Below are 17,477 nucleotides of genomic sequence, written 5' to 3'. Positions count from 1 at the left end.
CTACGCAGCCGAACGGGGGCAAGCCCCCTCGCCACAGGAGTGCACAACCGCAGCAAAGGCGATGAGGCAACCTGTCACGCGTCAAAAGACCACACCGTCCATCGTCAAAAATGGGACTACTCTTTTAACGTTGCTTGATCCAGATCAAGACCCTTCATGGAATTGATCCGACGGCCAGATGGCCAGACTCCCTACGTTGTGATGTTGGTAAAAAAAGAACGAATTCAAATTCGCCACACTCCATATCCGTGGGGGCAGTGGGTGTAGGCCGCAAGCCTTCAGCCGGTATTACCTGACAGAGGAAGACTTATGTTCGGTTTGGAGGCGCTTGATCTCGCCCGAATTCAGTTCGCGTTCACCATCTCGTTCCACATCCTGTTCCCGGCCATCACGATTGGTCTGGCGAGTTACCTGGCGGTGCTCGAAGGCCTGTGGCTGAAAACCCAAAACGATACTTACCGCGATCTGTACCACTTCTGGTCGAAGATCTTTGCCGTCAACTTCGGCATGGGCGTCGTCTCCGGGTTGGTCATGGCCTATCAATTCGGCACCAATTGGAGCCGCTTCTCGGACTTCGCCGGCTCCGTGACCGGGCCGTTGCTGACGTATGAAGTGCTTACGGCGTTCTTCCTCGAAGCCGGTTTCCTCGGCGTCATGCTGTTCGGCTGGAACAAGGTCGGACGCAACCTGCACTTCTTCGCCACGGTCATGGTCGCCATCGGCACGCTGATTTCGACCTTCTGGATTCTCGCCTCCAACAGCTGGATGCAAACACCGCAGGGCTATGAAATAGTCAATGGCCAGGTGATTCCGGTGGACTGGCTGGCGGTGATTTTCAACCCGTCGTTCCCTTATCGCCTGTTGCACATGTCGACGGCGGCGTTCGTCGCGACCGCTTTCTTCGTCGGTTCCTCGGCGGCCTGGCATTTACTGCGTGGCAAGGACAACCCGGCAATCCGCACCATGCTCTCGATGGCCATGTGGATGGCCTTGATCGTGGCGCCGATTCAGGCGGTCATCGGTGACTTCCACGGTCTCAACACGCTGAAGCATCAACCGGCGAAAATCGCTGCGATCGAAGGCCACTGGGAAAACCATGGCGATGAACCGACCCCGCTGATCCTGTTCGGCTGGCCGGACATGAAAGAAGAGCGGACCAAGTTCGCGGTCGAGATTCCGTACCTGGGCAGCCTGATCCTGACCCACACCCTGGACAAACAGGTGCCGGCGCTCAAGGAGTTCCCGCCTGAAGACCGTCCTAACTCGACCATCGTGTTCTGGTCGTTCCGGATCATGGTCGGCCTCGGTTTCCTGATGATCTTCACCGGTTTGTGGAGCCTGTGGCTGCGCAAACGCGACAAGTTGTATACCTCGCGACCGTTCCTGTACCTGGCGTTGTGGATGGGCCCGTCCGGGCTGATCGCGATCCTCGCCGGTTGGTTCACCACTGAAATCGGTCGCCAGCCGTGGGTGGTCTACGGGCTGATGCGCACGGCGGATGCGTCCTCCAATCACAGCTTCATGCAGATGAGCATCACGCTGGTCCTGTTCGTTGTGGTGTATTTCGCGCTGTTCGGTGCCGGTCTTGGCTACATGATGCGTCTGGTGCGCAAAGGGCCGAAGATCGACGAAGGCAAGGAAACCAACGACGGGGGGCCTGGCCAGAAGCGCACGCCGTCCCGTCCGCTGTCCGCAGCCGATGACAACGGTGAAGATGATCACAGCCACAGCCTGACCAAGGAGATTTGACCATGGGTATTGATCTTCCGCTGATCTGGGCCGTGATCATCATCTTCGGCATCATGATGTACGTGGTCATGGACGGCTTCGACCTGGGGATCGGGATTCTCTTCCCGTTCATCAAGGGCAAGAGCGACCGCGACGTGATGATGAACACCGTCGCGCCGGTCTGGGACGGCAACGAAACCTGGCTGGTACTGGGCGGCGCAGCATTGTTCGGCGCCTTCCCGCTGGCCTATTCGGTGGTGCTCTCGGCGTTGTACCTGCCGCTGATCCTGATGCTGATCGGGTTGATCTTTCGTGGCGTGGCCTTCGAATTCCGCTTCAAGGCCAAGGACGACAAACGCCACCTCTGGGACAAGGCGTTCATCGGTGGCTCAATCACCGCGACCTTCTTTCAGGGCGTGGCATTGGGTGCATTCATTGATGGGCTGCCGGTGGTCAATCGTCAGTTCGCCGGTGGTTCACTCGACTGGCTGACGCCGTTCACGATGTTCTGCGGGGTGGCGCTGGTAGTGGCATATGCACTGCTCGGCTGCACTTGGCTGATCATGAAAACCGAAGGCAAGTTGCAGGAGCAGATGCACGACCTCGCGCGGCCATTGGCTTTCGTGGTGTTGGCAGTGATCGGTATCGTCAGTATCTGGACGCCACTGGCCCACGCCGAGATCGCGGCTCGCTGGTTTACCTTGCCGAACCTGTTCTGGTTCCTGCCGGTGCCGATCCTGGTACTGGTGACCATGTACGGCCTGATCCGCGCCGTGGCTCGCAATGCGCACTACACGCCGTTCCTGCTGACCCTGGTGCTGATCTTCCTCGGCTACAGCGGTCTGGGCATCAGCCTGTGGCCGAACATCGTGCCGCCGTCGATCTCGATCTGGGACGCCGCAGCACCGCCGCAAAGTCAGGGCTTCATGCTGGTGGGCACGCTGTTCATCATCCCGTTCATCCTGGGCTACACCTTCTGGAGCTACTACGTGTTCCGCGGCAAGGTCACCCACGAAGATGGTTACCACTAGCGCATATGGCAATGGCGCAGGGCTGATGCCTGCGCCGTTTCAGAGGAGATCACGATGATGGCTGGCAAACCTTCCTTGCAGGAAATCGAAGCAGCAGAGAAAAAGCCGCTGTGGCAGCGACTCGGCTGGCTGGCGATGATCTGGACCGGCAGCGTAGTGGCGCTGTTCATCGTCGCGAGCCTGATGCGTATGTTCATGAATGCCGCGGGCCTGTCGACCCACTGAGTTCGCAAGATCCCATCCCGTTGCCTTGCGGCACGGATTTACAACCCTCCTGTGTGGAGGGTTTTTTTTGCCCGCGTTATTTGCGGGCCTTGAGGATCACGAATTTGGGCGTGGCCGCCACTTGCTCTACACCGCGGAACAGTCGCGCAAGCTTGCTGTGATAACCCAGATGACGATTGCCGACGATGTACAGCGCACCGCCCACCACCAACGCTTCCCGGGCTTGCTGGAACATGCGCCAGGCCAGGACGTCGCCAACGACTTGTTGCTGGTGAAACGGCGGATTGCACAGCACGACGTCCAGAGACTGCGGTTCCTGCCCGGCCAGGCCATCGCCGGCACGCACGATCACGTCCCGGTCACCCAGCGCCGCGTGCCAGTTTTCGGCCGCCGATTGCACGGCCATGAACGACTCGTCCACCAGTGTGTAGTGGGCCTCAGGGTTTTGCAGCGCGCTGGCGATGGCCAAAACGCCGTTACCGCACCCCAGATCAGCGACCCGCGCCGCACCCAGGTTTTTCGGCAAGTGCGGCAGAAACGCTCGCGTGCCGATATCCAGCCCTTCGCGACAGAACACGTTGGCGTGGTTGATTAATTCGATCGCAGGTGTGTCCAGTTGATACCGGGTCGGATAGGGGGAAACAGCGGGGGGCTTGGCTTCAGCGGTCGCAATCAGCAGGCGAGCCTTTTTCACCGCCAATGAGGCTTGCACCGGGCCGATGTAACGTTCCAGCAAATCCCCGGCGGCACGAGGCAGATGCTTGACCATGGCACCGGCAACCACTTGGGCGCCGGGTGCCAGTTGGCCTTGAAGGCGGATCAGTTGCTCCTCGAGCAAGGCCAGGGTTTTCGGCACCCGGATCAGTACCCGGTCAAACGGGCCCGTGATTGCTTCGCTGGAGGGCACGCTCGGTACCGCATCAAACGCCTGGCCGTTACGGATCAGATTCTTTTCCAGCCCCTGGAGGGCCAGGAACGAGTCGCCGCTGCTGGTGACCTGAACCTTGCCAGCCAGGCTGGCAGCCAATGCGCCAAAGCTGTCGTTGAGCACCAACACTCGGGTGTCCGCTGTCGGTTGCTGTTCGGCCAGATGATTGAGCAGGTATTCGTCTGCGGCATCAAACGCTTGCAGCGGTTCGTTCTGCTGCTCGGGCTGGCGGATCAGGTCGAGTCGGGCAAAGGGGGTTTCGAGCAAAGGCATGGGGCGGGGCTCTGGGTAATCAACGGGGGAAATCAACGGGTATCCCGCGGCTCAGGGGCGTTGTAGCGGGCGAGACCGTCCGAGTGCACTACGTCGTGAAGGTTCACACGTCATCACTCAGGAGGGACCGCAAATGGTACGTTTTTTTTTCTTTTATTACCCGCAGGTTTTTTGTGATCAGCGTGTCGCGCTGCTGGTGAGATAACCGTGTTTGGTTGCGGTGATGACGGCTGAAATCTTATTGGTGACCCCGAGTTTTCTGATCGCTTCTTGAACATGGAAATTGACGGTACGTGGGGTGACGTTGAGAATTCTGGCACTTTCATACGCAGTCTTGCCCACGGCGGCCAGTTTCAACACGTCGATTTCCCGGGCTGACAAATGCGGCGCAGGCGGTTTTTCGGCTTTCCTGGGCAGCGTCTGTGCGATCAGCGCGTGCAGGTGACGTCCCATGAACACTGAAAAACCGAGATTTTCGTACAGCTCAAACGCAGTGATCGGACAGTGACTTCGGGCCAGGCTCAGGATGCTGCAAACACCGCCATCCTCGTCATGGACGGATTGCGACCAGCCATGCTGCAGTCCTTGCATCTCAAGCGCTTCCCATAGCGACGGAACCCTGGAATAAAGTTCTTCAGTCCAAAGAACAGGCATCATGGAGTGATTGCAGTGGGCCACTACCGGGTCTATGGCACTCAATCTTTTTTGTTCATATTCCCTGTTCCAACCGGAAGGATAATTGTTGAGCCGGATAGTGTTGAACTGCTCATTTTTCGTTTGATAAGTTGTTGAAAAAGCGAAAAATTTAAAACCGATATTTTTCGCGAATCCAAGTGCAATCTGGTAGGCGGTATCAATCTCCGTTGTACGTGACAGTTGGTTTAATTGTGACTCCATCCACCTTTCCATCATGTGTCTCCATGTTTAATCTTCTCGGGGGTGCTCATTGGATCCGAGATCCAGCACGCACCGAGTGTAGGATGATTCCTACGAGTAGCGTGAGATTTTTTGGCTTTGCTAGCGTACAAAAAAGTAATTATCTAGTTCTAATAAAATACGGCGTGGAGATAAATAACTTGGATGTCGGACTTAATATGATTGCGTTGTCTTTGTGTTTGAGTGGGGGGATTTGTGAAAAATGATCCGGTGGGGTTAATTTCTTTGATAATGCGTATTGAAAGTCACTACAGTTCGTCGGTGTTTAATTTGTGTGCTTTGCGGGACACTGGGCGTATCTGTTGAATGGAGCGACCCATGACCGCCAGTGCAGAAAAATTCACTCGCCAGACCTTGCTCGACGTCCAGCCGTTGACCCCGAACCTGTTCACCCTGCGCACCACCCGGGATCCAGGGTTTCGTTTTCGCGCGGGGCAATTCGCCCGGCTGGGCGTGACCAAGGCTGACGGCAGCACGGTATGGCGCGCCTACTCCATGGTTTCGTCACCCTATGACGAATTCCTCGAGTTCTTTTCCATTGTGGTGCCGGGGGGCGAGTTCACCAGTGAATTGAGCCGGCTGGAAGTCGGCGATACGCTGTTGGTCGACCGCCAGGCCTTTGGTTACCTGACGCTTGATCGGTTCGTCGACGGGCGTGATCTCTGGCTGTTATCCACAGGGACCGGCGTGGCGCCGTTTCTATCGATCCTGCAGGATTTCGAGGTCTGGGAAAAGTTCGAGCGCATCATCCTGGTCTACAGCGTGCGCGAAGCCCGGGAGCTGGCTTATCAAGCGCTGATTGCAGGGTTGGCGCAACGCGACTACCTGGCGGATTACGCCCACAAGCTGCAGTTCATCGCTACAGTCACGCGTGAGCAGCATCCGGGCGCGCTGAGTGGCCGGATCACGACGCTGATTGAAAGGGGGGAACTGGAGCAGGTGGCAGGCGTGCAGCTGACGGCCGAGCACTCGCGGGTCATGCTCTGCGGCAATCCGCAGATGATTGATGACACGCGAAAATTGCTCAAGCAGCGCGACATGCACTTGAGCCTCAGCCGGCGACCCGGGCAAGTGGCGGTGGAAAACTACTGGTAAAAAAAACGGCGCCCGAAGGCGCCGTTTTTGAATGCCGCACACTCATTCAGGCCGAGTGTTCTGGGCTTTCAGCAGATCGCGAATCTCGCTCAGCAACTCTTCTTCCTTGGTCGGAACCGGCGGCAGGGTTGGCGCCACGGCTTCTTCGCGCTTCAAGCGGTTAATGGCTTTGACACCCATGAAGATCGCGAAGGCGACGATGATGAAGTCGATCAGGCTCTGGATGAATTTGCCGTACGCCAGCATCACCGCCGGGATGTCCCCGTTGGCGGCCTTGAGCGTAATGGCCAGGTCACTGAAATCCACCCCACCGATCAGCAGACCGATTGGCGGCATGACCACATCGCCGACGAACGACGAAACGATCTTGCCGAAGGCGGCGCCGATGATGATACCGACGGCCATGTCGACCACATTGCCTTTGACCGCGAAGGCCTTGAACTCACTTATCACGCCCATAGGTTATTTCCTTGTTACAGATGAGGTTGGTGAAGGCAGTGTAAATCAGCAAAATGCATCTTGCTCGAAACCCCTGCTTGCGTGCTCGCCTGCTATCGACCTGACCATCGGTAAAAAGTTTACAAAACGCCATCATCCCGGAACGAGCTACGTGCTCTGGGGTGAGTCTGTCAGCGCGTCTTCGCTATCACGCTCAGGGCATTTTTATTCATCGTTCACTCGCTCTTGCTGAACGGAGATGGGTGTACTTGATAGAGTCAGAGAAATGGAGATATGACATTATTTGGTCAACGTCAGGGTGTGTGTACTATATAGGATTTCAGGTAAAGGGTTTTTGAAGTCTTGATTCATGAGAAGTTATAAGTGTTTAAACTTGGTGTTGCCATCAAATCGCCAGTAAGTTATTTGCTCGTGTAAATAGTTTGACTTTTTAAAGTGAGGTTGTACGTGCAAGTTATAAATAATAAAGATATGTACAGGTTTAGTTTCGATTAACCGGATGAGGCCGGTAGTTGGCTGGGCGAACCGTGGTGAAAAGTTGTACAAGTTTTTGTGAATTGTAATTCAGTGAGTGTTTCAGGAACCGAACAAATTGTTGTTGACGATCCGCTGGGCAATACCGCCGCGCTGATCCGGTCCAGCTGAGCTATCATCGCGGTTTTTGCCGGGAGTTCAGATGGCCAAGGCCAAGCGCATGTACGGCTGCACTGAGTGCGGCTCAACTTTTCCCAAGTGGGCCGGCCAATGCGGCGAGTGCGGGGCCTGGAACACGCTGACCGAAACCATGGTCGAGAGCGGTGCCGCCGCTGCCCCTAGCGGTCGCACCGGCTGGACGGGTCAGCAGGCGCAGATCAAGACCCTGGCCGAAGTCAGCGTCGAAGAAATCCCGCGCTTCTCCACAGCCTCCAGCGAACTTGATCGAGTCCTCGGCGGCGGACTGGTGGACGGCTCGGTGGTGCTGATCGGCGGCGACCCCGGCATCGGTAAATCGACCATTCTGTTGCAAACCTTGTGCAACCTCGCCAAGAGCATGCCGGCCCTCTACGTCACGGGCGAAGAATCGCAGCAACAAGTGGCCATGCGCGCCCGACGCCTGGGCTTGCCTCAGGATCAACTGCGGGTCATGACCGAAACCTGCATCGAAACCATCATCGCCACGGCCCGGCAGGAAAAGCCCAAGGTCATGGTGATCGACTCGATTCAGACGATCTTCACTGAACAACTGCAATCGGCACCGGGCGGTGTGTCCCAGGTTCGCGAGAGCGCGGCATTGTTGGTGCGCTATGCCAAGCAGAGCGGCACGGCGATTTTCCTGGTTGGCCACGTGACTAAAGAAGGCGCATTGGCCGGGCCGCGAGTGCTGGAGCACATGGTCGACACCGTGCTGTATTTCGAAGGCGAGTCTGATGGGCGATTGCGTCTGCTGCGGGCGGTGAAGAACCGATTCGGCGCGGTGAACGAATTGGGCGTGTTCGGCATGACTGACAAGGGGCTGAAAGAAGTCTCCAACCCGTCGGCGATTTTTCTGACGCGCGCTCAGGAAGAAGTCCCTGGCAGTGTGGTCATGGCGACGTGGGAAGGCACCCGGCCAATGCTGGTGGAAGTCCAGGCGCTGGTGGACGACAGTCATCTGGCCAACCCGCGCCGGGTAACGCTGGGTCTGGATCAAAATCGACTGGCGATGTTGTTGGCGGTACTGCACCGGCACGGTGGCATTCCGACCCACGATCAGGATGTTTTCCTCAACGTGGTCGGTGGGGTGAAGGTCCTGGAAACCGCGTCCGATCTCGCGTTGATGGCGGCGGTCATGTCCAGTTTGCGCAACCGGCCGCTGCCTCACGATCTGCTGGTGTTCGGCGAAGTCGGGCTTTCCGGTGAAGTGCGCCCGGTGCCAAGCGGCCAGGAGCGCTTGAAAGAAGCCGCCAAGCACGGCTTCAAACGCGCCATCGTGCCCAAGGGCAATGCACCGAAAGAGGCACCGCCGGGGTTGCAGATTATTGCTGTGACGCGCCTGGAACAGGCGCTGGACGCCTTGTTCGAATAAGCGCATTCCCCTGTAGGAGCTGCCGCAGGCTGCGATCTTTTGACCTTGATTTTCATGTCATTGAAGACGCCAAGATCAAAAGATCGCAGCCTGCGGCAGCTCCTACAAAGGTGCGATCAGGCTTCGATCAGCGCCCCCAGCTCACGCTCCAGCGCCTGCGGGTCGCCCAGGTTGAGTTCGATCAAGCGCCGCAGGCGTTGGATGGATTCCAGGCTGATGTGCCGGCAGACGAAGCCGAGCTGGCCGTGATCGTTGTGGGTCAGTTGCACATCCATCTTGATTTCGATGTCATCGCTCAGATGAATATCAACTGAAAACCCCTGCTCCCGATTACCCAGCCACGGCTCGGGACGCTCAATCAGCACCCCCTTGAGTGACAAGTCGATCAGCTTCACTGGCCAGATGAAGTCCCCTTGGCCCAGCTCGGTTCGAGCATCGAACGCAATACGTTTGAAGCGGCGGCGATCGTCAGGGTGGTCGCTCATGGTGCAATCCTCGGAAATGTTCGCTGACTATAGACCCGCATCGCCAACGGCTGCCAGCAAAGTGATGGCTCAACCTAAGTCGGGGTATGGCCTTTGCCGCCGTTAGCGCTAAACTCCGAATGGCTGTCTTTCTTGTCCACCCTGGCTGGAATAATAAAATGAAAAATAATAATAGCCTGCTACGCCACCTACCCTGGCTGCTGCTGGCAATCGTAGGAGCGTGCGCCCTCGGTGTAGTGGCATTGCGCCGAGGCGAGGCGATCAACGCCTTGTGGATTGTGGTCGCTGCCGTGGCCATCTATCTGGTCGCATATCGCTATTACAGTCTGTTCATCGCTAACAATGTGATGCAGCTCGACTCGCGACGGGCCACCCCCGCCGTGCTCAACAATGACGGTCTGGACTACGTCCCCACCAACAAACACATCCTGTTCGGTCACCACTTCGCCGCCATCGCTGGCGCGGGGCCGCTGGTCGGTCCGGTATTGGCCGCGCAGATGGGCTATCTGCCCGGCACGCTGTGGCTGATCGCCGGGGTGGTGCTGGCGGGTGCCGTTCAGGACTTCATGGTCCTGTTCATGTCCACCCGCCGCAACGGCCGTTCCCTGGGCGACATGGTCCGTGAAGAAATGGGCCGCATCCCCGGCACCATCGCGCTGTTTGGTTGCTTCCTGATCATGATCATCATCCTTGCGGTGCTGGCGCTGATCGTGGTCAAGGCGCTGGCCGAAAGCCCGTGGGGTATTTTCACGGTGATGGCGACCATCCCGATCGCGATGTTCATGGGCATTTACATGCGCTACATCCGCCCGGGTCGCATCGGTGAGATCTCCATCGTCGGCGTGTTGCTGCTGCTCGGTTCGATCTGGCTCGGCGGGCAAATTGCCGCCGATCCGGTGTGGGCCAAGGCGTTCACCTTCACTGGCGTGCAGATTACGTGGATGTTGGTCGGTTACGGTTTCGTGGCCGCCTCGTTGCCGGTGTGGCTGATTCTGGCGCCGCGTGACTACCTGTCGACCTTTCTGAAAATCGGCACCATCATTGCCCTGGCGATCGGCATCCTGGTCACCATGCCCGAGCTGAAAATGCCGGCGCTGACCCAGTTCATCGACGGCACCGGGCCGGTATGGAAGGGCGGTTTGTTCCCGTTCCTGTTCATCACCATCGCCTGTGGCGCGGTCTCGGGTTTCCACGCGCTGATCTCCTCCGGCACCACGCCAAAACTGCTGGATAACGAGGTCAACGCCCGTTACATCGGTTACGGCGGCATGCTGATGGAGTCCTTCGTGGCCATCATGGCGATGGTTGCCGCTTCGGTGATCGAGCCAGGCGTGTACTTCGCCATGAACAGCCCGGCGGCAGTCGTCGGTGGTGACGTGGTGGCTGTGGCACAAACCGTCAGCAGCTGGGGCTTCGCCATTACCCCGGAAGCGTTGCAAGCAGTGGCCAAGGACATCGGTGAAACCACGATCCTGGCCCGTGCCGGCGGTGCGCCGACCCTGGCGGTCGGTATCGCGCAGATCCTGCACAGTGTCCTGCCGGGTGAAAACACCATGGCGTTCTGGTACCACTTCGCGATCCTGTTCGAAGCGCTATTCATCCTGACCGCTGTGGACGCCGGTACCCGTGCCGGACGTTTCATGCTGCAGGACTTGCTCGGCTCCTTCGTGCCGGCGCTGAAACGCACCGAATCCTGGACCGCCAACCTGATCGCGACCGCTGGTTGTGTGGCGATGTGGGGTTGGTTGCTGTACCAGGGCGTGATCGATCCGCTGGGTGGCATCAACACCTTGTGGCCGCTGTTCGGTATCTCCAACCAGATGCTGGCCGGTATCGCGCTGATGCTCGGCACTGTCGTGCTGATCAAAATGAAACGTCAACGCTACGTGTGGGTGACCATGCTGCCAGCGGTATGGCTGCTGATTTGCACCACCACCGCCGGCTTCATCAAGCTGTTCGACGCCAACCCGGCGATCGGCTTCCTGTCGCTGGCCAAAAAATACAGCGATGCGCTGGCCAACGGTCAGATCCTCGCCCCGGCCAAGGACATCACCCAGATGCAGCACGTGATCTTCAACGCCTACACCAACGCAACGCTGACCGCGCTGTTCCTGTTCGTGGTGTTCAGCATCCTGTTCTATGCGCTCAAGGTCGGCATTGCCGCCTGGGGTCAAAAAGAGCGTACGGATAAAGAATCGCCATTCCAGGCTCTGCCGGATGCTTGATCGAGGATTGCAACATGTTCAATGACCTGAGTCGTCTCGGTAAATACCTCGGTCAGGCCGCGCGCCTGATGGTCGGCATGCCCGACTACGACAACTACGTCGAGCATATGCAAACCAACCACCCGGACAAACCGGTGATGAGCTACGAGATGTTCTTCCGGGAGCGCCAAGAGGCTCGTTACGGTGGCAAGGGTGGGCCGAAGTGCTGTTGATGCAACAGCCGGTTTGATGCAATCCCTGTGGGAGCGGGCTTGCTCGCGAAAGCGGTGTGTCATTCAACATTAATGTCGACTGACACGACCTCTTCGCGAGCAGGTTCGCTCCCACATTTGTTTTGTGTTGTTTTTTAACTTTGTGAAACAGGAGACTCCAGTTGTCCTCTCCCATCCCGGTAACGATCCTCAGCGGCTTCCTCGGCGCCGGCAAGACCACTTTGCTGCGCCACCTGCTCAAAGCCGAGCACGGCCTGAAAATCGCGGTGATCGAAAACGAATTCAGCGACGCCGGTATCGACACCCAACTGTTGGGCGAAGAGCCGGTGCAAGTAATGACGCTGTCCAATGGCTGCGTCTGCTGCACCATCCACACCGACCTGACCAAAGCGCTTTACCTGTTGCTCGAGCGCCTCGACAGCGGTGAAATCGCTTTCGACCGTCTGGTGATCGAATGCACCGGCCTGGCCGACCCGGCACCGGTGGCGCAAACCTTCTTCATCGACGAAGAACTGCGCGAGCGTTATATCCTCGACGGCATCATCACCCTGGTGGACGCGGCGCACGCCGACCTGCACCTGACCCAAACCATCGCCCAGGCGCAGATCGGTTTCGCCGACCGCTTGCTGGTCAGCAAGCGCGATCTGGTGGACGAGCCTACCTTTACCGCGTTGAGCGAACGCCTGACCCGCATCAACCGTCGCGCGCCTATCCGCGTGGTCGATCACGGCCAGATCGACCTGGCGGAATTGCTCGACGTGCGCGGCTTCAACCTCAATGCCGACCTCGGTGGGGGCATGAGTTTGCGCCCGGTCAGCAAGTCGCCATCGATCGATCGCATTTCCAGCCTGGTGCTACGTACTGACAAGCCGCTGGATATCGATAAGCTCAGCGAGTTCATGAACGAACTGCTGGAAGACCATGGCAAGCAACTGCTGCGTTATAAAGGCGTGTTGAGCATCGTGGGCGAGCCACGGCGCATGGTGTTTCAGGGGGTGCTGAAGTTGTACGGATTCGATTGGGATACCGAGTGGGCTGACGATGAAACGCGGGAAAGCGTGATCGTGTTTATTGCCGATGATTTGCCGGAAGAGAAGATTCGTGAAGGGTTTGCGCGGGTGGCTGCGGAGTAGCACCTGACATTTTTAGCGGGTCTGATGCCGTCATCGCGAGCAGGCTCGCTCCCACAATTGATCGGTCTCCGCCACAAGAGATGGGTCATACAGAGATTCAATGTGGGAGCGAGCCTGCTCGCGATGGCGATTTAACCGGCAACGCGATTCTGGCCGAGTGTCGATTGCGTATTCAGCAATGTTTCTTCCAAGTGATCCAGATGCTGGCTCAGTGATTTCTCCGCCGCCACAGCATCCCCGCGTTCAACCGCATCTACAATTTTCTGATGCTCCTGCCAAACGCAATAACCCTCCACTCGCACATCAAACTGCGCAATCGCCAATGAAGTCAGCGGCACCAGGCTGCCAAGAAAATGCGCCAGCGGTGAATTCCCCGCTATTTCCGCCAACTGCAAATGAAACTCCCCCGCCAACCGAATTGTCGGACCGCGCGTCATGCATTGACGCTCGCTTTCGATCAAGGCTCGCACACGTTTCAAGCCTGGCGGCCGAGGCTGCTGACACGCCAGCCGCACCAGCATGGTTTCGGTCAGTCGCCGCGCATGCAGTGTCTGCCGGGTCTGCTCGCTATCGAGTTCAGCGACGCGGGGCCGATGATTCGCCCGAAGGACGATGACCTGCTGATGGGATAATCGCGTCAGCACGCCACGAATGTCACTGCGTCGAGCACCGAACATCTGCGCCAGGCTTTCTTCGGTAAAGCGACTGGCCGCATGAATGCGCTGTTCAAGAATGGCGTCGAAGACCCGTGAATAGAGATCATCCGCCGGCGGGAAAAAGGGCAGGGCAGTAAGCGTCTGCGGTGAGGCGAAGCTGTTCATGGCCTGTCTCCAGTTCCAAGGGGGTTCAACTGCCGAGGTTGTCGTCCGGAATGTTCAATTCGATGCCCATCCGCTGGCCTTCGCGAAGGATGTGCCGACGCATTTCGGCGCTGGCCTGGGCGCTGTTCTTGCTGCGGATCGCTCGCACGACCGCTTCGTTTTCTTCGAGGCGTTCAGCCAGATGCTCTGGCGAGTTGCGCAGCACCTCGGCGCTTTGCTTGAGAGCATTGCTGGTCTGTTGCACCACGCTCTGGAAGATCGGGTTCGACGTCAGCGTGAACAGTTCTTCGTGGAACGCGATGTAGGCGTTCACGCCGGCTTCACTGTCGTTGGCCTCCAGGGCTTCGCGCATGTCCATCAGGGTCAGGCGCAGTTGCCCGACTTCCTTGCTACTGATCGACTGCGCCACCAGGCCGACAATGAACGGCTCAAGGGTGTAGCGCAGTTGCAGCACGTCTTCCAGGCTGGCGCCGGCCACCGCGCTGTCGTGGCTTTGGCTGTCGCTGAGATTGGCCTCCAGCACCACCACGCCTTTGCCCGGCATGGAGCGCACCAGCCCGAGGGTCTCCAGCACGATGACCGCTTCGCGCAGGCTCGGGCGGCTGATGCCCAGTTGTTCGGCCAGTTCCCGTTGCCCCGGCAGCATCTCGCCGGAGCGCCACTGACCACGGGCCAGAGCGGCCCGAAGTTTTTCTACTACTGAATTCACAACGGTCGACGAGGTGATCACTGTTCGCTCCATGAGCATCTATAACGATTGATGACCGAGCCTGCGCGGGCAGGCTCGGCGATTATTCAGAATTCCTGCTGATGCGCCGGGGCGACAGGTTTTCTGGGCTGGAAGGTATAACCCACCTGGCCGGAAAGCACTTTGTTCGCCCGTTGGATATCGATGTCCTTTTCCCAGCGAGCGATGGCCACCGTGGCGACGCAGTTGCCGATCAGGTTGGTCAGCGCCCGGCCGATGCCCATGAACCAGTCCACCGCCAGCACCAGCACCAGACCGACCACCGGAATCGCCGGGATCGCTGTCAGTGTTGCCGCCAGAATCACCAGCGCCGAACCGGGAATCCCGTGGGCCCCTTTGGAGGTGATCAGCGATACCAGCAGAATGGTCAGCAAATCGGACATGGCCAACGGCGTGCCGGTGGCATTGGCGATAAACACGATGGCCAAGGTCAGGTAGATGGAAAAACCGTCGAGGTTGAACGAGTAACCGGTTGGAATCACCAACCCGACCGTCGAACTGCCGATACCCAGATGCTCAAGCTTGCGCATGATTTGTGGCAGCACGGCGTCGGACGAAGCGGTGCCCATGACGATCATCAGTTCTTCGCGCAGGTACTTGAGCAGCGGCCACATCCGCAGGCCGGACAGGCGCATCACCAGACCGAGAATCAGGGTTACGAACGCCACGCAGGTCAGGTAAAACAGGCCGACCAGGCTGCCCAGGTGTTGCAGTGAATCCAGGCCATATTTGCTGGTCGTGAAGGCAATCGCCCCGAACACGCCGATCGGCGCCAGGCGCACGATCATGCCCATGATGCGGAAGATCACGTGACTCAACTCATTGATCAGCCGTGAAATGCCCGACGCTGCTTCGCCCACCAGGTTCAGCGCGCTGCCGAACAGCACCGAAAACAGCAGCACTTGCAGGATGTTGTTGTCGGCAAAGGCACCGATCACCGAGGTCGGGATCAGGTCCATCAGGAACTGCGTGGTGGTGTGCATGTGCTGCCCGCGTTGGGCGATGTCGCCGATGTCGGTGGTGGAGAGCTGATCCAGATGAATGTTCGCGCCGCTGCCGATGCCGGTGCTGAAGGCGAACACCAGGCCGATCACCAGGGCGATGGTGGTCAGGATTTCAAAGTAGATCACCGACTTCAGGCCGATGCGTCCGACCTTCTTCAGGTCGCCGGCACCGCTGATGCCACTGACCACGACGCAGAACACGATCAGGCCGATGAGCATCTTGATCAGTTTGATGAAACCGTCGCCGAGCGGTTTGAGCTGGGCAGAGTATTCAGGGAGGGTCAGCCCGCAGACGATGCCGAGCACCAGTCCGAGAACCACTTGGAGGAAGATTGAACGCGAGCACCATCTGAGCATGGGAGGAATCCTGGTCGGTGTCCTGGCTGCCGTGCGCTTGAGTGAGCGCATCAGATTCAAGACTTAATTATTGTGGTCTTACCGGTATGTCCAGTGCAGGCGCAGTCTAGGCGCTGTTTTTGGGTGATCGCAAGCAGAATTTGAGCAATTGGCATGACCGGTCTTACCAGTTGGGCGCAATCGCCTGACCTTGAGCCTTTTCGCCACTTGAAAAAAATCCGGACGAAAAAAAACCGGCCATCAGGTGGCCGGTTTTTTTGTGCTGCGGTTCAGCGGTGCAATTAAGCGCCGTACACCGGCAGCTTCTTGCAGATGGTCTTGACCTTCTCACGAACGGCGTCGATCACCGCTTCGTTGTTCAGGTCAGCCAGGATGTCGCAGATCCAGCCGGCCAGTTCTTTGCACTCAGCTTCCTTGAAGCCACGAGTGGTCACAGCCGGAGTACCGAAACGCAGGCCGGAAGTGACGAACGGGGAGCGTGGATCGTTTGGCACGGAGTTCTTGTTCACGGTGATGAACGCTTTGCCCAGAGCGGCGTCGGCGTCTTTACCGGAGATTTCCTGCTTGATCAGCGACAGCAGGAACAGGTGGTTCTGAGTACCGCCCGACACCACGTCGAAACCGCGCTCAATGAACACGCCGGCCATGGCCTGGGCGTTTTTCACCACTTGTTGCTGGTAGGTCTTGAACTCAGGTTGCAGTGCTTCCTTGAAGCAGATCGCCTTGGCGGCGATCACGTGCTCCAGCGGGCCACCCTGGGCGCCCGGGAATACGGCAGAGTTCAGTTTCTTCTCGATGTCGGCGTTGGCGCGAGCCAGGATCAGGCCGCCACGTGGACCGCGCAGGGTCTTGTGCGTGGTGGTGGTCACGACGTCAGCGAAAGGAACCGGGTTCGGGTAGACGCCAGCGGCGACCAGACCGGCCACGTGGGCCATGTCGACGAACAGGTAGGCGCCAACCTTGTCGGCGATTTCGCGGAAGCGCGGGAAGTCCAGGATCTGCGAGTAGGCAGAGAAACCGGCCACGATCATTTTCGGCTTGTGCTCAACCGCCAGGCGCTCGACTTCGTCGTAGTCGATCAGGCCGTTGCCGTCGATGCCGTACTGAACGGCGTTGTACAGCTTGCCGGAGGACGAAACGCTGGCACCGTGGGTCAGGTGACCGCCGTGCGCCAGGCTCATGCCCAGGATGGTGTCGCCCGCTTGCAGCAGGGCCAGGTAAACGGCGCTGTTGGCTTGCGAACCGGCGTGCGGTTGAACGTTGGCGTAATCAGCGCCGAACAGTTCTTTTGCACGGTCGATGGCCAGTTGCTCGACCACGTCGACGAACTCGCAACCACCGTAGTAGCGCTTGCCCGGGTAGCCTTCGGCGTACTTGTTGGTCAGTACCGAGCCTTGAGCTTCCATCACCGCAGGGCTGGTGTAGTTTTCCGAAGCGATCAGCTCAATGTGCTCTTCCTGGCGCTGAGCTTCTTGCTCCATGGCGGCAAAGAGATCGGCGTCGTACTTGGCAATAGTCAAATCACGGCTGAACATGGCGGTCCTCAAGGATCGGGGCAGAAAAGGGGGGCATTCTAACCCAATGGGTTTTAGATGGCATATGAAAGGACGTCATGTCGCAGACAAGTGGGCTTCATGACGGGATCAGCGGTGATGTGGGCGGCCCCTTCGCGAGCAGGCTCGCTCCCACAGGGGATCTTCGGTGCTCACCAATCTTGTCTACACCCGAAAACCCTGTGGGAGCGAGCCTGCTCGCGATAGGGCCATCAGCAGC

At 58.4% G+C, this 17,477-nt stretch carries 16 protein-coding genes; 8 read left to right on the top strand and 8 right to left on the bottom strand.

All coding sequences use genetic code 11. From position 1 onward, the window contains the following. The first annotated feature begins 309 nt into the window (after positions 1-309). Genes ACYZUD_RS19230 through ACYZUD_RS19220 form a run of 3 tightly spaced genes read left to right on the top strand, consistent with a single transcriptional unit; the run spans position 310 to position 2,984 of the window. The gene (locus ACYZUD_RS19230; protein ID WP_462019693.1) at positions 310-1,749 is read left to right on the top strand and encodes a cytochrome ubiquinol oxidase subunit I; all 1,440 of its coding nucleotides are present in this window, start codon (positions 310-312) and stop codon (positions 1,747-1,749) included. A 2-nt stretch (positions 1,750-1,751) separates the two neighbouring features. Then, positions 1,752-2,759 (top strand): cytochrome d ubiquinol oxidase subunit II, encoded by a 1,008-nt coding sequence (cydB, locus tag ACYZUD_RS19225; protein ID WP_462019692.1) that lies wholly within the window; start codon positions 1,752-1,754, stop codon positions 2,757-2,759. Between the two features lie 57 nt (positions 2,760-2,816). Then, a complete protein-coding gene (locus ACYZUD_RS19220) occupies positions 2,817-2,984 on the top strand; it encodes a DUF2474 domain-containing protein (RefSeq protein ID WP_462025077.1) in 168 nt (55 codons plus the stop codon). Between the two features lie 76 nt (positions 2,985-3,060). On the opposite strand, the gene ACYZUD_RS19215 is transcribed toward ACYZUD_RS19220, so the two are convergent. Together ACYZUD_RS19215 and ACYZUD_RS19210 are read right to left on the bottom strand one after the other, a co-directional pair. Next, entirely contained in the window at positions 3,061-4,185 is a 1,125-nt protein-coding gene (locus ACYZUD_RS19215; protein ID WP_462019691.1) for a methyltransferase, read from the bottom strand. Positions 4,186-4,362: 177 nt separating this feature from the next. Continuing rightward, positions 4,363-5,094: a helix-turn-helix transcriptional regulator gene (locus ACYZUD_RS19210; protein WP_462025076.1), complete on the bottom strand. Its 732-nt coding sequence runs from the start codon at positions 5,092-5,094 to the stop codon at positions 4,363-4,365. A gap of 345 nt (positions 5,095-5,439) precedes the next feature. On the opposite strand from ACYZUD_RS19210, the gene ACYZUD_RS19205 reads away from it, so the two are divergent. Then, positions 5,440-6,216, top strand: a complete 777-nt coding sequence (locus tag ACYZUD_RS19205) for a ferredoxin--NADP reductase (RefSeq protein WP_462019690.1) — start codon at positions 5,440-5,442, stop codon at positions 6,214-6,216. Between the two features lie 42 nt (positions 6,217-6,258). On the opposite strand, the gene mscL is transcribed toward ACYZUD_RS19205, so the two are convergent. Continuing rightward, entirely contained in the window at positions 6,259-6,675 is a 417-nt protein-coding gene (mscL, locus tag ACYZUD_RS19200; protein WP_462019689.1) for a large-conductance mechanosensitive channel protein MscL, read from the bottom strand. Positions 6,676-7,351: 676 nt separating this feature from the next. Here mscL and radA point away from each other — a divergent pair. Further along, positions 7,352-8,719 (top strand): DNA repair protein RadA, encoded by a 1,368-nt coding sequence (gene radA, locus ACYZUD_RS19195; protein ID WP_462019688.1) that lies wholly within the window; start codon positions 7,352-7,354, stop codon positions 8,717-8,719. Positions 8,720-8,835: 116 nt separating this feature from the next. On the opposite strand, the gene ACYZUD_RS19190 is transcribed toward radA, so the two are convergent. Further along, positions 8,836-9,204 (bottom strand): PilZ domain-containing protein, encoded by a 369-nt coding sequence (locus ACYZUD_RS19190; RefSeq protein WP_462019687.1) that lies wholly within the window; start codon positions 9,202-9,204, stop codon positions 8,836-8,838. Positions 9,205-9,362: 158 nt separating this feature from the next. Here ACYZUD_RS19190 and ACYZUD_RS19185 point away from each other — a divergent pair, with 158 nt between their 5' ends. The 3 genes from ACYZUD_RS19185 (at position 9,363) to yjiA (ending at position 12,774) form a co-directional block, all read left to right on the top strand. Further along, positions 9,363-11,429: a carbon starvation CstA family protein gene (locus ACYZUD_RS19185; RefSeq protein WP_462019686.1), complete on the top strand. Its 2,067-nt coding sequence runs from the start codon at positions 9,363-9,365 to the stop codon at positions 11,427-11,429. A gap of 14 nt (positions 11,430-11,443) precedes the next feature. After that, a complete protein-coding gene (locus tag ACYZUD_RS19180) occupies positions 11,444-11,641 on the top strand; it encodes a YbdD/YjiX family protein (RefSeq protein ID WP_028620750.1) in 198 nt (65 codons plus the stop codon). Positions 11,642-11,802: 161 nt separating this feature from the next. Further along, positions 11,803-12,774 carry a GTPase gene (gene yjiA, locus ACYZUD_RS19175; RefSeq protein ID WP_462019685.1) on the top strand — a complete coding sequence of 324 codons (972 nt, stop codon included), beginning with the start codon at positions 11,803-11,805 and terminating at the stop codon, positions 12,772-12,774. Positions 12,775-12,905: 131 nt separating this feature from the next. Here the strand turns inward: yjiA and ACYZUD_RS19170 are convergent, their stop codons facing one another. From ACYZUD_RS19170 to glyA, 4 genes are all read right to left on the bottom strand, one after another. Then, a complete protein-coding gene (locus tag ACYZUD_RS19170) occupies positions 12,906-13,595 on the bottom strand; it encodes a GntR family transcriptional regulator (RefSeq protein ID WP_462019684.1) in 690 nt (229 codons plus the stop codon). 25 nt (positions 13,596-13,620) lie between these two features. Then, positions 13,621-14,325, bottom strand: a complete 705-nt coding sequence (locus tag ACYZUD_RS19165) for a FadR/GntR family transcriptional regulator (RefSeq protein WP_462019683.1) — start codon at positions 14,323-14,325, stop codon at positions 13,621-13,623. A gap of 65 nt (positions 14,326-14,390) precedes the next feature. Continuing rightward, a complete protein-coding gene (locus ACYZUD_RS19160; RefSeq protein ID WP_462019682.1) occupies positions 14,391-15,704 on the bottom strand; it encodes a C4-dicarboxylate transporter DctA in 1,314 nt (437 codons plus the stop codon). Between the two features lie 281 nt (positions 15,705-15,985). Beyond that, positions 15,986-17,239: a serine hydroxymethyltransferase gene (glyA, locus tag ACYZUD_RS19155; protein WP_462019681.1), complete on the bottom strand. Its 1,254-nt coding sequence runs from the start codon at positions 17,237-17,239 to the stop codon at positions 15,986-15,988. Positions 17,240-17,477 lie beyond the last annotated feature (238 nt).

The sequence above is a fragment of the Pseudomonas sp. XS1P51 genome, from assembly GCF_054897845.1.
This window is presented reverse-complemented; position numbering and strand designations above follow the sequence as displayed.

Excerpts from the sequence above, each read along its gene's own strand:
- radA (WP_462019688.1), top strand. The coding sequence starts at position 7,352 with ATGGCCAAGGCCAAGCGCATGTACGGCTGCACTGAGTGCGGCTCAACT.
- ACYZUD_RS19180 (WP_028620750.1), top strand. The coding sequence starts at position 11,444 with ATGTTCAATGACCTGAGTCGTCTCGGTAAATACCTCGGTCAGGCCGCG.
- ACYZUD_RS19160 (WP_462019682.1), bottom strand. The coding sequence starts at position 15,704 with ATGCTCAGATGGTGCTCGCGTTCAATCTTCCTCCAAGTGGTTCTCGGA.
- mscL (WP_462019689.1), bottom strand. The coding sequence starts at position 6,675 with ATGGGCGTGATAAGTGAGTTCAAGGCCTTCGCGGTCAAAGGCAATGTG.
- ACYZUD_RS19210 (WP_462025076.1), bottom strand. The coding sequence starts at position 5,094 with ATGGAAAGGTGGATGGAGTCACAATTAAACCAACTGTCACGTACAACG.
- glyA (WP_462019681.1), bottom strand. The coding sequence starts at position 17,239 with ATGTTCAGCCGTGATTTGACTATTGCCAAGTACGACGCCGATCTCTTT.
- ACYZUD_RS19170 (WP_462019684.1), bottom strand. The coding sequence starts at position 13,595 with ATGAACAGCTTCGCCTCACCGCAGACGCTTACTGCCCTGCCCTTTTTC.
- ACYZUD_RS19220 (WP_462025077.1), top strand. The coding sequence starts at position 2,817 with ATGGCTGGCAAACCTTCCTTGCAGGAAATCGAAGCAGCAGAGAAAAAG.
- ACYZUD_RS19185 (WP_462019686.1), top strand. The coding sequence starts at position 9,363 with ATGAAAAATAATAATAGCCTGCTACGCCACCTACCCTGGCTGCTGCTG.
- ACYZUD_RS19230 (WP_462019693.1), top strand. The coding sequence starts at position 310 with ATGTTCGGTTTGGAGGCGCTTGATCTCGCCCGAATTCAGTTCGCGTTC.
- ACYZUD_RS19190 (WP_462019687.1), bottom strand. The coding sequence starts at position 9,204 with ATGAGCGACCACCCTGACGATCGCCGCCGCTTCAAACGTATTGCGTTC.
- ACYZUD_RS19205 (WP_462019690.1), top strand. The coding sequence starts at position 5,440 with ATGACCGCCAGTGCAGAAAAATTCACTCGCCAGACCTTGCTCGACGTC.
- cydB (WP_462019692.1), top strand. The coding sequence starts at position 1,752 with ATGGGTATTGATCTTCCGCTGATCTGGGCCGTGATCATCATCTTCGGC.
- ACYZUD_RS19215 (WP_462019691.1), bottom strand. The coding sequence starts at position 4,185 with ATGCCTTTGCTCGAAACCCCCTTTGCCCGACTCGACCTGATCCGCCAG.